This is a genomic window from Streptomyces sp. Go-475 (assembly GCF_003330845.1).
In the GTDB taxonomy this organism is placed as follows: domain Bacteria; phylum Actinomycetota; class Actinomycetes; order Streptomycetales; family Streptomycetaceae; genus Streptomyces.
Genome location: NZ_CP026121.1, coordinates 3,592,973 through 3,606,307, shown reverse-complemented (window position 1 = coordinate 3,606,307; position 13,335 = coordinate 3,592,973). Strand labels below are relative to the sequence as shown.

The following is a 13,335-nucleotide window of genomic DNA, read 5'->3' as shown; positions in this document are numbered from 1 at the left end:
GCGGCGAGCCTCCCCATTACTCCCCGCTCCCACCCCCGTCACCCCCACCGCACCCCCCCCACCCCCGCCCACCCCACTGACCGGGCGATACGCGTGCTAAGGAGCCCGCGATGAGCGACATGATCACCGCGGACCTGGTCGATCTCGACCTGTCCGCCGACACCAAGGAAGCGGCGGCGCGATCCCTCGCCGAGCGCATGGTGGCCCTGGGCCGGGTGACCGACCTGGACGGCTTCCTCGCCGATGTGGCCGCCCGCGAAGCCCAGATGCCGACCGGCCTCGACGGCGGCATCGGCATCCCGCACTGCCGCAGCGAGCACGTCACCGAGCCGACGCTCGCCTTCGGGCGCAGCGCGGCCGGCATCGACTTCGGTGCCGCGGACGGCCCCGCCGACCTGATCTTCCTGATCGCCGCGCCGGCCGGCGCCGACGACGCCCACCTGACGATCCTGTCGTCCCTGGCCCGGCAGCTGATGAACAGCGAGTTCACCGACGCCCTGCGCGCGGTGGGCGACGCGGCGGCCGCGGCGGCGCTGATCCGCGGCGACGAGCCGGAAGCGCCTGCCGAAGCGCCTGCCGAGACGCCTGCTCCGGCAGGTGCCGAAGACCCCGTGGCGTCGGCGGGAGCGGCCTCTTCCGCCGCCGCCACGGACACCGACGACGACGCCGCTCCCGGCGAGGAGCGCCCGTTCCGCATCGTCGCCGTCACCTCCTGCCCCACCGGCATCGCCCACACCTACATGGCGGCCGAGTCGCTGGAGAACGCCGGCCGTGCGGCGGGCGTCGAGATCACCGTCGAGCCCCAGGGCTCGGCCGGCTTCACCCGCGTCGACCCCGCGGTCATCGCGGCGGCGGACGGCGTGATCTTCGCCCACGACGTGCCCGTGCGGGAGAAGGAGCGGTTCGCCGGCAAGCCGACCGTCGACGTCGGCGTGAAGGCGGGCATCAACCGCCCCGCGGAACTCATCGCCGAGGTCCGCGAGAAGGCCGCACGCGGCGAGGTCACCTCCGGCTCCGCCCCGGCCACCCCGGTGGAGCGCTCCGGCGACTCCGGCGAGGGCTACGGCACCAAGCTGCGCAAGTGGCTGATGTCCGGCGTCAGTTACATGGTGCCGTTCGTCGCGGCGGGCGGTCTGCTCATCGCCCTCGGCTTCGCGATCGGCGGCTACGAGGTCAAGACGGCGCCCTCGGTCATGGAACACTTCGTGTGGACCCAGACGGGCAGCTGGGCGGCCCTGCTGTTCCAGATCGGCGCCGTGGCGTTCGGCTTCCTCGTCCCGGTGCTGGCGGGGTACATCGCCTACGGCATGGCGGACAGGCCCGGCCTGGTCCCCGGGTTCGTGGGCGGCATGATCGCGTCCACCATCAGCGCCGGCTTCCTCGGCGGTCTCGCGGCGGGTCTCATCGCCGGCGGTGTGGTGCTGGCGATCCAGAAGGTGAACGTCCCGGCGGCGCTGCGCGGCATCATGCCGGTGGTGGTGATCCCGCTGATCTCATCCGCGATCGTCGGGTTCCTGATGTTCGTGGTCATCGGCAAGCCCATCGCCTCCGCGCAGAAGGGCATGACCGACTGGCTGAACGGCCTGTCCGGCTCCAACGCCATCCTGCTCGGCGCCCTGCTCGGCCTGATGATGTGCTTCGACCTCGGCGGTCCCGTCAACAAGGTCGCCTACACCTTCGCCACCGCCGGCATCGCGGTGTCCAGCCCCAGCGACTCCGCGATGAAGATCATGGCCGCGGTGATGGCGGCCGGCATGGTCCCGCCGCTGGCGATGGCCCTGGCGACGACCGTGCGCGGCAAGCTCTTCACGCAGACCGAGCGCGAGAACGGCAAGGCGGCCTGGGTGCTCGGCGCCTCCTTCATCTCCGAGGGCGCGATCCCCTTCGCCGCGGCCGACCCGCTGCGCGTCATCCCCGCCTCGATGGCGGGCGGCGCGATCACCGGCGCCCTGTCGATGGCCTTCGGCGCCACCCTGCGCGCCCCGCACGGCGGCATCTTCGTGGTCCCGCTGATCGGCAACCCGCTCCTCTACCTGGTCGCCATCGCCGCGGGCGTCTGCGTCACCGCCGCCCTGGTGATCGTCCTGAAGGGCATGCGCAAGCAGGCCCCCGGCGCCGCACCGGCCTCCGGCGAGGGCACCGCGGCCCAGGCGGCGGAGCGGAAGCAGCCGGTGGCGGCGTAGGGACCTGGGCCCCTTTGGGGCACTGTGACCCGTTCATGCCACCTGCGAGATAGATCACGAAAATCACGGCCCGGGACCGAAGTCCCGGGCCGTGGTGTCTACTGGGGCGCATGCCCGAGCACGTCTCCCGATGGCCCGAAGGCCACCCCCTCCCCGCCCTCCCGCAGCAGCGGCAGTCGGGCCCCCGGTCGGAGTTCGTGGAGCTGACCTCCGAGGAGAGAGACGCCTTCGACGAGCTGGTCCGTCAGCTCGGCGACAGAGACGTCTAGGGTCTGGGGCCTGCCTCAGGAGAGCTGGGCCGCCCGCCGCTCCATCGCCTCGCGCGCCGCGTCCTCGCTGGCGTACACCTCGCACATGTGCCGCCCGTCCGGCGTCGCCGTGTGCTCGACCTCCCAGAGGGAGATCTCCGCGCCGTCACGCAGCAGGAACGCGTGCTCGTAGAGGGAGAAGCCCAGCCCCGCCCGGCCCGCGCGGCACGGGCGGCCGAAGGCCTGGGTGATCTGGTGCCCGGACGCCGTGGCCAGCAGGGCCGCCGTGTCCGCGCCCGGCCGGTCCGCGTTCTCCGCCCGGCGCAGTAAACGGCGCGCGTGGTCCGCCGAGTCGTCCCGGGCGTAGGCGTGCCGCGGCGTGGCGACCGGGGACAGCTGGACCGTCACCGGCAGTTCGAAGTCCGGGGCGTCCGGGGGCAGCGGCAGCCGCGTGGTGGCGGCGCGCAGCTCCTCCTCGTCGACGTACACCTCGTGCTGCGGCTCGCTGCCCGGCGCGGTGTTGTGGACGAGCTCCCACAGGGTGAGCGCCGAGCCGTCGGCGAGCAGCCAGGTGTGCCGGTACGTCTCGCGGTGCAGGCCCGCGCTGTGGTGCGCGGAGTGCAGCGAACCGTCGTGCGCCAGCGCGCAGTCCAGCAGCCTTATCGTCTCGTCCGGCAACTCGAAGGAGTTCAGGGCACGGCCGAGGAGTCGCGCGAGGTGCTCCTCCGGAGACTCGGGCGAGTCGTGGGGTTCGTACGCTGCCGTCTCGTACGGAACGCTCAAGGTTTCTCCCGGCGTTGCTGCATGTCACCTTGTGGGTGCATACCGTAGCCCCTCGGTCGGACATCATGTCCGGGAACCGAGAAAACGTACGTCCGGGAAAACGCGCGGGCCGCGCGAAAAGTTCCCGCGCGGCCCGGTCCGTCCGTCAGAAACCCCACTTGGGGCGGTACTTGGAGTCGATCAGGAGGCGCTGCCCGCGACCCACTGGCTCCACGCCATGTTCCATCCGTTGAGCCCGTTGTCCGGCGCCACCGTCTTGTCGGGGGAGTTCTTCACGATCACCACGTCCCCGATGAGGGAGTTGTCGTAGAACCACTTGGCGGGCGTGTTGCCCCCGGCGCCCTGGACGTCCGCGAGGCCGACGCAGCCGTGGCTGGTGCCCTGGCGGCCGAAGGGCGGGTTGCCCTTGTTGTACCAGTAGTTGCCGTGGATGAAGGTGCCGGACGTGGTCAGGCGCATCGCGTGCGGCACGTCCGGGATGTCGTACTCACCGCCCAGCCCGACCGTCTGGCTGTTCATCCGGGTCTGGACGAACTTCTCCGAGATCACCATCTGCCCGTTGTACGTCGTGTGCTGCGGGCTGCCCGCCGAGATCGGGATCGTCTTGATGGTCCTGCCGTCCCGCACGACCGTCATGGTCTGGGTCTTCGCGTCGACCGTGGAGACCTGCGCACGCCCGACCGTGAAGGTGACCGTCTTCTTCTGCACGCCGTAGACGCCGTTCGCGCCCTCGACGCCGTCCAGGTCGATCTTCATCGTGACCTTGGAGCCGGCCTTCCAGTACTCCTCGGGCCGGAAGTCGAGCCGCTGCCCGTTGAACCAGTGCCCCACGACCTTCTGCCCGCTGCTGGAGACGACCGTGATGTGCGACTGCACGGCCTTGCGGTCGGTGATGGCCTTGTCGAAGGTGAACGACACCGGCATGCCCACACCGACCGTGGTGCCGTCGTCCGGCGTGTACGTCCCGATGAAGCTGTTCGCCGACGTCACCGTGGTGAAGATCGAGTTGGCCGCGGCCGTCCGCCCGTCCGCGTCCTTCGCGGTCGCCGATATCTGGTACTTCGTGCCGCGCTCCAACTGCTCCTTCGGCTTCCACGCCTTGCCGTCGGCGGAGACCGAGCCCGGCACGGCCTGCCCGCTGTCCGCCACCGTCATCTTCACGTCGGTCAGCTTCCCGTCGCTGACCTTCACGCCGGTCGTGTTGATGGAGGCGCCGGTCGAACCGTCCTTCGCCGAGATGGCGATCTTCGCGACGGACGTCTTGGCGGCGCCCTTGCCGCCCTTCTCGTCGTCCTTGGCGTTGGCGCTGCCACCGCAGGCGGTGAGCGTCAGGGCGCCGACCATCAGGGCGGCACAGGCCGTCAGTGTGCGCCGCGCTGCAATGTCCGGCGTTGTCACGGGCTGCTCCCAGTTCGTGTGTTGTGCGTGATCCGCTCCAGTACGTGAGGGAAGAGGGGACGGGCGGCCGGTCGGGTTCCGTCCGTGCGCGGTGAACGCCGTCACGTGACAGAACCGCGACAAAGTCCCGGTCCGCTGTGGATCCGCTGTGCGCCGCGGGCCGGTTCAGCGGCCCGCGTACAACTCCCCGTACGACGGCCACGTCCCACCCGGCCCGTCGACCGACCCGGCGGCCCGGACGGCCCGCACGATCGCCCGGGTCACGACGTCCGCGCCCGCGGCGAGGACCTCGTTGAGGGCGAGCGGGTTCGCGGCGTCCAGGGCGCGGTCTCCCGTCGCCAGGGCGAACACCGTGTCCCCGTCGTTGAGGAGGTGCACCGGACGCACCGCGCGGGCGATGCCGTCATGTGCCGTACCGGCCAGCTTCTGCGCCTGCGCCTTCGTCAGGTCCGCGTCCGTGGCGACCACCGCGAGCGTGGTGTTGAGCGGGGGAGGAGCACTCCGCGCGGCCGTCTCGGCCAGGCGCCGCCGCGCCGCCTCGTGGACCCGCGCCTCCGGATACTCCACCCGCCCCTGGAACAACTCCCCGTACAGCACCCCCGTCTCCGGATCCACCACCGACCCCGCCGCGTTGGCCACCACCAGCGCCGCCACCGTGATCCCCGAGCCGAGCACGGTGCTCGCGCTGCCGACGCCGCCCTTCACCACCCCGACCACCGCGCCTGTGCCGGCACCCACGCATCCCTGCGCCACCGGGGCGCCTGCCTCGCTCGCCGCGGCGGCCTCCACCGCGGCCCGGCCGGTGGCCGCGTCCGGCCGGGCCCGGAAGTCGCCGCCCCGCCCCAGGTCGAAGACGCAGGCGGCGGGCACCACCGGCACCACGTGCGCCGGGTCCGCCCCGACCCGGATCCCGCGCCCCCGTTCCTCCAGCCAGGCCATCACCCCCGACGCCGCGTCCAGCCCGTACGCGCTGCCGCCGGTCAGCACGACCGCCTCGACCTTGCGCACCACGTTCCGCGGATCGAGCGCGTCCGTCTCCTTCGTGCCGGGACCGCCGCCGCGCACGTCCACCGCGGCCACGGCGCCGCCCTCCGGGGCGAGCACGACCGTGGTGCCGGTGAGCCAGCCGTCACCGGCGCGGGTCGCGTGCCCCACGCGCAGGCCGGGGACATCCGTCAGAGCGTCAACCAGAGCCTCAACTGTCATGGCGCACAGTCTCGTCCAGCCGCCCGCGTCGGCGGGCGCACCGAGCCGCTCGGCGCTGTCGGCCACCACCGCGGCGCCCCTCACCCGCCGCGGCGCCCCTCACCCGGCCGGCGTCGCCGGTCCGCTCTCCCGCGCGTCCCTGCGCACGGCCGACGTCTCACCCGCCGCCACCGACAGCGCGCAGACCACGCCCGCCGCCGACACCGCCCAGTCACCCAGGAACGTGCAGCAGATCACCAGCAGTGCTGTCGTCGGCAGCACCAGCTGCTGGGTGAAGCCCGCCTTGAAGTGGCGCGAGTGCAGAGCCCACAACGTCAGCAGGTAGAGGGCCGTCGGCAGGGTCACGGCGGCCGAGGCCGCCAGCGTGGAGATGTGCGCCTCGCCGACCGTCTGCTCCACCGCCACCTCCAGTCCGGCGCCGATCGCGGCCGCCGAGGCGAAGACGAGGTAGTGCCCGTAACCCCACAGGAACGCCTGCCGGTTGGAACGCAGATGGCTGTGGACGGGCACCACGAAGTAGAGCCACCACGCCGCGAAGATCACCAGCAGACCGCCCGCCGCGATGGGGAGGAGCTCGCCCAGCGCGTCGTTCTCGTCGATGCCCGACTTCACCGCGATCGCGGCCGCCGCGATCGTCTCGCCCAGCACGATGATGGTGAACAGCCCGTACCGCTCGGCGATGTGACGCGGATGCCAGGCCGTGGTGTATCCCCGCTCCGCGAACGGCGGCACGCACATCTCCAGCAGCGCCATCACCAGGAACCACCAGGGCCGGGCCCCCTCCGGCAGGAACAGCAGCCCCAGCCAGCCGACCTGGCACAGCAGGACCCCACCCGCGTAGCGCAGGGCCGTCGTACGCTCCGGGCCCTCGCTCGAACGGGCCGCCCGCAGCCACTGCGCCACCAGCGCGAGCCGCATGATCGCGTAGCCCAGCCAGACCACGAGGAACTCGTGCGCTTCGAACGCCCGTGAGACCCCCGCCGCGAGGACCAGCACACCCGCGATCTGCACCAGCGTGACGACCCGGTAGAGGACGTCGTCGTTGTCGTACGCCGAGGCGAACCACGTGAAGTTCATCCACGCCCACCACAGGGCGAAGAACACCATCGCGTAGTCGAGGATCCCCTGGCCGGCATGTCCCTCGGCCACGGAGTGCACCAGCTGGACACCCGCCTGGGCGACGGCCACGACGAAGCACAGGTCGAAGAAGAGCTCCAGCGGCGAGGCCGTCCGGTGCGCCTCGTCGCGGCCGCGGGCCCGGAGCCTGCGCAGGGGGCCCCGGCCGTCGGAAGCGCCGGAGGGGGCGGGCGGGGGAGTGGTGCTGGAGGTCATGATTCCCAGCACAACAGAAGGCGCGGGGTTTTTCTCCGCGACCGTACCCTGGACGCATGAGCACCGCTCCCGATTCCGAGCCGCGCGAGCCGAAGCCCGCGCTGGTCTTCGACGACCCGCTCGACCAGCAGTCCTCCGACGACACCGACCGGGGCTGGGGCGAGCGCACCGACTCCGGCGGCGGCGCGGCCGACCTCAGGCGCTTCCTCGACGAGAAGCCGCCCCACCACCTCTGAAGCAGCCGCGCGGCCGCCCGCGGAACTACAGCCAGCGCTACGGCCGGTCGTGTCCCGAACCACGCTGGGCGACCAGCGCGTCCCGGATCTCCTTCAGCACCTCCAGCTCGGTCACCTCGATGACCTCCTGCGTGCCCTCCTTGGCCTTCCGGCGGGCCTCCATCCGGGCCAGGTACTTCGCCATGGGCAGGACCATCAGGAAGTAGACGACCGCCGCGGTGATCACGAAGCTCAGCGTGGCGCCGAGCACGGAACCCCACAGGATCCGGATGTCCTGCTCGCCCTCGCAGGTAGAGCTGAGGCAGGAGCTGTAGTGGTCGAGGTTCTTGGTGCCGATGGCGCCGACGACCGGGTTGATGATGCCCTTCACCACGGCGTTGACGATGTTGGTGAAGGCGGCGCCGATCACCACCGCCACCGCCAGATCGACGACGTTCCCGCGCATCAGGAAGGCCTTGAAGCCCTCCCAGACACTCGGATCCTTCTTCTCGCTCACCTCGGGGCCTCTCCTCGCACGAGCAGCGTGTGGAACAAAACGCTCCGCAACCTACGTCAACGCTGCGCCGAACCGAGCACCTGGGTCCCGCGAGCGCGGGCCTCGGCGAGGGCGCACGCACCACGACCGCGCCCCTCACGGGCGCAGACGTCGCCACCGCGCCCCTCACCACCGCAGACATCGCCACCACAGCCATCGCCATCCCGCCCCTCACCACAGCGTCACCGCCAGGCGCGCCGTGGCACTCGCGCCGGCCAGCCGGGCGGCGGTGGCGCGCGGGACCGACAGCACGACCAGCGCCCCGCCGTCACTCGCGCCCTCCAGGGGCTCCGGCACCTTCGTCACCCTGGCGCCGCGCGCGACCACCCGGGCATCGCCGCCCGACACCGTCTCCTCGGCGGCGATGACGTCGACCCGGTCCCCGGGCCGCAGCAGCCGTACCGTGGCCGCGTCGGCGATCCGGACCGGGGCCGTCACCGCCCCAGCGGCGCGGCGTGGTGGCGCGGGCCGCTCCCCGGACACCGAGGCCGCGTGCGCGGGCGGCCGGGGCCGGGGATGACCGCGGGCTCCCTCGGCGTCACGCGGCCCGGCCGCCACGAGTGCGGTCGCGGTGACCGCGAGCCCGACGGCCAGCGCTCTGCGCCGGTGCCGGACCAGCCGGCCGGACCGGCAGCGCCCGCCCACCCGTACCGGGTCGAATCGCGGCACCTCGCGGGTCGCGGGCACCTCCGGCCCGGGCGGGCAGGCGGGGACGGACCACGAGGGGGACGAAGGCACGTACGAGGACCGAGCGAGGGACACGGAGACCACCACCTGCGACGAGGGACCGGCTTGCGCTCCCCACGATGAGGCTTCGCCGCCCCGCCCGCTCAGGCCTGTGGACGTACCGCCGCCCTGTGGACAACTCCCTCACCCGAACGGCGACTTCCGGTCCTTGCCCGGCTCGGCCGAGTCTGTCCGGCAACGGCCTACGGCAACGCGAACCCCGGATCCATCCCACCCAGCGCGTTCACGCACAGACAGCCCCTCTCGTCCTCCTCCGGCAGCCCGGCCACCGCGTCGAACAGCACCCCCCGCAAGCGGTCGACGTTCGCCGCGAACACCCGCAGCACCTCGTCGTGCGAGACGCCCTCCCCGGTCTCGGCCCCCGCGTCCAGGTCGGTGACCAGGGTCAGGGACGTGTAGCAGAGCTCCAGCTCACGGGCGAGCGCCGCCTCGGGATGGCCGGTCATGCCCACCACCGACCAGCCCTGCGCCTGGTGCCACAACGATTCGGCACGGGTCGAGAAGCGCGGCCCCTCGACCACGACCAGCGTGCCGCCGTCCACCGGCTCCCAGTCCCGGCCGCGCGCCGCCTTCAGCGCGACGGCCCGCCCGGCGGGGCAGTAGGGGTCGGCCAGCGACACGTGCACCACGTTCGGCACCGACCCGTCGGGCAGCGGCAGCCCGTCGAAGTACGTGCCCGCCCGGGACTTCGTGCGGTCGACCAGCTGGTCCGGCACCAGCAGCGTGCCCGGCCCGTACTCGGGACGCAGACCGCCCACCGCGCAGGGGGCGAGCACCTGGCGCACGCCGACCGACCGCAGCGCCCACAGGTTGGCCCGGTAGTTGATCCGGTGCGGAGGCAGGTGGTGGCCCCGTCCGTGCCGGGGAAGGAAGGCGACCCGCCGGCCGGCGACCTCGCCGAGGAAGAGGGAGTCGCTGGGCGGCCCGTAGGGGGTGTCCACCTGGACCTCGGTCACGTCGTCGAGGAAGGAGTAGAAGCCGGAGCCGCCGATCACGCCGATCCCGGCGTTCGCCTTGTTCGCCATGCCCCCGACCCTAACCGCACGCGCAGACACCGAGGACCCCGTCGCCGGACGACGACAGGGTCCCGTAAGCGGTGGGTCTACGCGGCGGTGGTGCTGCCGGCCGAGCTGCTGGAGCTCGTCGAGGAGCTCGACGAACTCGACGAGCCGGAGTCGGAGGAGGACGACGAGGAGGAAGAACTCGACGACTTCGGCGCCGGCGAGCTGCTCGACGAGGAGCCGCGGCTGTCGTTCCGGTAGAAGCCGGAGCCCTTGAAGACAATGCCGACCGCCGAGAACACCTTCTTCAGGCGGCCCTGGCAGCTGGGGCACTCGGTCAGGGCGTCGTCGGTGAACTTCTGCACCGCCTCGAGGCCCTCGCCGCACTCGGTGCACTGGTACTGGTAGGTGGGCACTGTCTTCCTCCTGGCACTCTCACTCGATGAGTGCTAACGACGGTCCATCTTGACGTATTCCGGCCGTTCAGTCCACTGCCACCGGGACGCGGTGACCCACGCCACGTGCGACGGTCCGCCCCTGGGCCTTCGGGGACAGCCGGGAACGCAGGGCCAGGAGGGTCGCCAGGGCGAGCACCGTGCCGCCCATCGGCACCAGGAAACCGGCGCCGTCCCAGAAGCGGTCCTCCAACTGTCCGGCGACCGTGACGGCGGCGGCCTGGCCCAGCGCCACCGCTCCGGTCAGCCAGGTGAAGGCCTCGGTGCGGGCGCCGGCCGGGACCAGGCTCTCGACCAGGGTGTAGCCGGTGATCAGAGCGGGCGCGATGCACATGCCGACCAGGAGGCCGAGGCCGGCGAGGACCAGCACCGAGTGGGCGGCCCACAGGCCGGACGCGGTGAGGGCGAGCGCCGTGTAGCCGACGACCAGGCGCCGCTGCGGGGCCGTCTTCCAGGCGATCGCGCCGCAGACGACGCCGGAGAGCATGTTGCCCGCGGCGAAGACGCCGTACAGGACGCCGTTCAGGCCCGGCTCGCCGATCGACTCGGTGAACGCGGCCAGCGAGACCTGCATCCCGCCGAAGACGGAGCCGATGCCGAGGAAGACCACGATCAGGACGCGCACCCCGGGGACGCGCAGCGCGGAAGCGCGCTCCACGCGCGCGTGCCCGCTGCCCGACACCGAGGGCTGGGTGTTCTTCTGCGCGGCGAACAGAAGGCCGCCGATCAGGGTCAGCGAGGCCTCCGTCACCAGGCCGGCGGCCGGGTCGACGGCCGTGCACAGGGCGGTGGCCAGTAGCGGTCCGACGACGAAGGTCAGCTCGTCCGTGACGGACTCGAAGGCCGCCGCGGTGGTCATCAGCGGCGAGTCCTTGAGTGTGACGCCCCAGCGGGCCCGCACCATGGGCCCGATCTGCGGCACCGAGGCGCCGGTCGGGACGGCCGCGACGAACACGGCCCACAAGGGGGCGTCGAACAGCGCGAGCGCGGTCAGGGTCAGCCCGGACAGCGCGTGCAGCAGCACCCCGGGGATCAGCACGGCGCGCTGGCCGTACCGGTCGGCGAGACGGCCGCTGTAGGGCGCGAACAGGGCCATGGAGACGCCGGTGACGGCGGCGGCCGCGCCCGCAGCCCCGTAGGAGCCGGTGGTGTGCTGCACGAGCAGCACGATGGAGATCGTCAGCATCGCGAACGGCTGGCGCGCCGCGAAACCGGGGAGCAGGAACGTCCAGGCGCCGCGGGTGCGCAGCAGCCGGCCGTATCCCGGGCGGGCGGAAGCCGTCGAGTTCTTCGAGGTCATCGAGTTCTTCGACTTCTTCGAGGTGACCGTGGACGCCACGGCCCGTGCCTTTCTGCCGCCTGGTAGCGCGGCCCGGTGAGCGGGCGGCGCCGAGAGCTGTCCTCTTGCGCGGAACTGCGGTAGATGCCGGGGCCCGGTGAGGAGGGGCGACCCGACCGCCATACGGTCGCGCCAGCTCTGCGTCAGGCAGAGGTGGTTCGATCTGGGTAGGCCTTCATCGTACAGGGGTCGAGTGCTGGTGCGCCTGTGAAAGGGAGCACCAGAAACCCGCTCACCTTACAAACACAAACAGCGCACAACGCTGCTCAGCGGCTCGCCCCGTCCGTGCCCAGCCACCCGGCCAGCTTGCCGCCGTGCCCGACCGCCCGCAGCCGGCTCTCGGTCGCGTCCCGGACGGGGTCCGTGGCGACCACGAGGAGCTCGTCCCCCCGCTGCAATATCGTCGTCGGCAGCGGGACGAAGGACTCGCCGCCGCGCACGATGAGCGTCACGGCGGCGCCGTGCGGCAGGCGCAGTTCGGCCACCTCCACGCCGTGCATCTTCGACTCCTGGGGGATCGCCACGGACAGCAGGTGCCCGCGCAGCCGCTCCAGCGGGGCCGACTCGATGCCGAGGTCGGCGGCCTCCGAGCCGTCGCCGAGGCGCAGCTTGCGGCCCAGCCACGGCAGGGTCGGCCCCTGGACCAGGGTGTAGACGACGACCAGGACGAAGACGATGTTGAAGATCCGGCGGCTGGCGTCGACGCCCTCCACCATGGGGATGGTCGCCAGGATGATGGGCACGGCCCCGCGCAGCCCCGCCCAGGACATCAGGGTCTGCTCCTGCCACGGCACCCGGAACGGCGTCAGGCAGAGCACCACGCTCAGCGGACGCGCCACCATGGTCAGCACCAGCCCGATGACCAGCGCGGGCACGATGTCGTCGCCCAGCTCGTGCGGGGTGACCAGCAGTCCGAGCAGGACGAACATGCCGATCTGGGCCATCCAGCCGAGCCCGTCGGCGAACCCGCGCGTGGCCGGCCAGTGCGGCAGCCGCGCGTTGCCCATCACCATCGCGGCGAGGTACACCGCGAGGAAGCCGCTGCCGTGGGCCAGCGCGCCCGCCGCGTACGCCACCACGGCGATCGCCATCACGGCGATCGGGTAGAGGCCGGAGGCGGGCAGCGCCACGTGCCGGAGCCCCCAGGCGCCCAGCCAGCCCACCGCGAGACCGATGGCCGCGCCGATCGCCAGCTCCAGCAGGATCACGCCCAGCAGCACGTACCAGTGCTCGGCCGGGCCCGCCGTGGACAGCGAGACCACGAGGATGACCACCGGGGCGTCGTTGAAGCCGGACTCCGCCTCCAGCGTGCCCGTCACACGCGCGGGCAGGGGGATCTTCCGCAGCACGGAGAACACGGCCGCCGCGTCGGTCGAGGAGACGACCGCCCCGATGATGAGCGCCTGCCGCCACTCCAGCCCGATCAGGTAGTGCGCGGCCGACGCCGTGATCCCCACGCTCACCGCGACACCGGCCAGCGCCAGCGCCGTGGCGGACGGCAGGGCCGGCTTGATCTCCTTCCACTTCGTGCCCAGGCCGCCCTCGGCCAGGATCACGACCAGGGCCGCGTACCCGATGACCTGGGTCAGCTCGGCGTTGTCGAAGTGGATGTCGCCGATGCCGTCCTGGCCCATGGCGACGCCTATGCCCAGATAGACGAGCAGGCTGGGGAGCCCGCTGCGCGAGGAGATCCGTACCGCTGCGACGGCGACGAGCAGGACGAGCGAGCAGACGAGCAGGAGCTGGTTGAGGTGGTGAACAGTCAGCGGCCGAATCCTTCCCTGGCCCGCGCGCACCCGCGCGTGGGCTCACGTACATCGCACATGAAGCTGTGGCGCACCGCGCCAACTACTTCGTTACCTTACCTAACTC

General features: G+C 72.1%; 13 protein-coding genes. 3 read left to right on the top strand and 10 right to left on the bottom strand.

Annotated features, from left to right (window positions below; all coding sequences use genetic code 11):
- Positions 1-110 precede the first annotated feature (110 nt).
- Both C1703_RS16435 and C1703_RS38950 read left to right on the top strand, forming a co-directional pair.
- Positions 111-2,183 (top strand): fructose-specific PTS transporter subunit EIIC, encoded by a 2,073-nt coding sequence (locus C1703_RS16435; protein ID WP_114253587.1) that lies wholly within the window; start codon positions 111-113, stop codon positions 2,181-2,183.
- 110 nt (positions 2,184-2,293) lie between these two features.
- Complete coding sequence (locus C1703_RS38950) at positions 2,294-2,452, top strand: hypothetical protein (RefSeq protein WP_157993116.1); 159 nt, start codon at positions 2,294-2,296, stop codon at positions 2,450-2,452.
- Between the two features lie 15 nt (positions 2,453-2,467).
- On the opposite strand, the gene C1703_RS16430 is transcribed toward C1703_RS38950, so the two are convergent.
- From C1703_RS16430 to C1703_RS16415, 4 genes are all read right to left on the bottom strand, one after another.
- Complete coding sequence (locus C1703_RS16430; RefSeq protein ID WP_114253586.1) at positions 2,468-3,214, bottom strand: DUF6227 family protein; 747 nt, start codon at positions 3,212-3,214, stop codon at positions 2,468-2,470.
- Between the two features lie 180 nt (positions 3,215-3,394).
- Entirely contained in the window at positions 3,395-4,612 is a 1,218-nt protein-coding gene (locus C1703_RS16425) for an Ig-like domain-containing protein (protein WP_114253585.1), read from the bottom strand.
- Positions 4,613-4,777: 165 nt separating this feature from the next.
- Positions 4,778-5,818, bottom strand: a complete 1,041-nt coding sequence (locus tag C1703_RS16420; RefSeq protein WP_114257449.1) for a P1 family peptidase — start codon at positions 5,816-5,818, stop codon at positions 4,778-4,780.
- Between the two features lie 99 nt (positions 5,819-5,917).
- Positions 5,918-7,150, bottom strand: coding sequence for a low temperature requirement protein A (locus C1703_RS16415; RefSeq protein ID WP_114257450.1), 1,233 nt, complete (start codon positions 7,148-7,150; stop codon positions 5,918-5,920).
- Positions 7,151-7,206: 56 nt separating this feature from the next.
- On the opposite strand from C1703_RS16415, the gene C1703_RS16410 reads away from it, so the two are divergent.
- Positions 7,207-7,386 (top strand): hypothetical protein, encoded by a 180-nt coding sequence (locus C1703_RS16410; RefSeq protein WP_114253583.1) that lies wholly within the window; start codon positions 7,207-7,209, stop codon positions 7,384-7,386.
- A 37-nt stretch (positions 7,387-7,423) separates the two neighbouring features.
- Here C1703_RS16410 and mscL read toward each other — a convergent pair whose 3' ends face one another.
- From mscL to C1703_RS16375, 6 genes are all read right to left on the bottom strand, one after another.
- Positions 7,424-7,882 carry a large conductance mechanosensitive channel protein MscL gene (gene mscL / locus C1703_RS16405; RefSeq protein WP_114253580.1) on the bottom strand — a complete coding sequence of 153 codons (459 nt, stop codon included), beginning with the start codon at positions 7,880-7,882 and terminating at the stop codon, positions 7,424-7,426.
- A gap of 210 nt (positions 7,883-8,092) precedes the next feature.
- Positions 8,093-8,608: a hypothetical protein gene (locus C1703_RS16400; protein ID WP_114253578.1), complete on the bottom strand. Its 516-nt coding sequence runs from the start codon at positions 8,606-8,608 to the stop codon at positions 8,093-8,095.
- A 242-nt stretch (positions 8,609-8,850) separates the two neighbouring features.
- Positions 8,851-9,693 (bottom strand): S-methyl-5'-thioadenosine phosphorylase, encoded by an 843-nt coding sequence (locus C1703_RS16395; RefSeq protein WP_114253576.1) that lies wholly within the window; start codon positions 9,691-9,693, stop codon positions 8,851-8,853.
- Between the two features lie 77 nt (positions 9,694-9,770).
- Positions 9,771-10,085, bottom strand: a complete 315-nt coding sequence (locus tag C1703_RS16390; protein WP_114253574.1) for an FmdB family zinc ribbon protein — start codon at positions 10,083-10,085, stop codon at positions 9,771-9,773.
- 67 nt (positions 10,086-10,152) lie between these two features.
- Complete coding sequence (locus C1703_RS16385) at positions 10,153-11,463, bottom strand: MFS transporter (protein ID WP_269803205.1); 1,311 nt, start codon at positions 11,461-11,463, stop codon at positions 10,153-10,155.
- Between the two features lie 266 nt (positions 11,464-11,729).
- Positions 11,730-13,259 (bottom strand): potassium/proton antiporter, encoded by a 1,530-nt coding sequence (locus C1703_RS16375; protein WP_114253569.1) that lies wholly within the window; start codon positions 13,257-13,259, stop codon positions 11,730-11,732.
- Positions 13,260-13,335 lie beyond the last annotated feature (76 nt).

Bases quoted from the DNA above. Each gene is read 5' to 3' on its own strand.
- C1703_RS16415 (WP_114257450.1), bottom strand. From the start codon at position 7,150: ATGACCTCCAGCACCACTCCCCCGCCCGCCCCCTCCGGCGCTTCCGAC.
- C1703_RS38950 (WP_157993116.1), top strand. From the start codon at position 2,294: ATGCCCGAGCACGTCTCCCGATGGCCCGAAGGCCACCCCCTCCCCGCC.
- C1703_RS16420 (WP_114257449.1), bottom strand. From the start codon at position 5,818: ATGACAGTTGAGGCTCTGGTTGACGCTCTGACGGATGTCCCCGGCCTG.
- C1703_RS16435 (WP_114253587.1), top strand. From the start codon at position 111: ATGAGCGACATGATCACCGCGGACCTGGTCGATCTCGACCTGTCCGCC.
- C1703_RS16395 (WP_114253576.1), bottom strand. From the start codon at position 9,693: ATGGCGAACAAGGCGAACGCCGGGATCGGCGTGATCGGCGGCTCCGGC.
- C1703_RS16410 (WP_114253583.1), top strand. From the start codon at position 7,207: ATGAGCACCGCTCCCGATTCCGAGCCGCGCGAGCCGAAGCCCGCGCTG.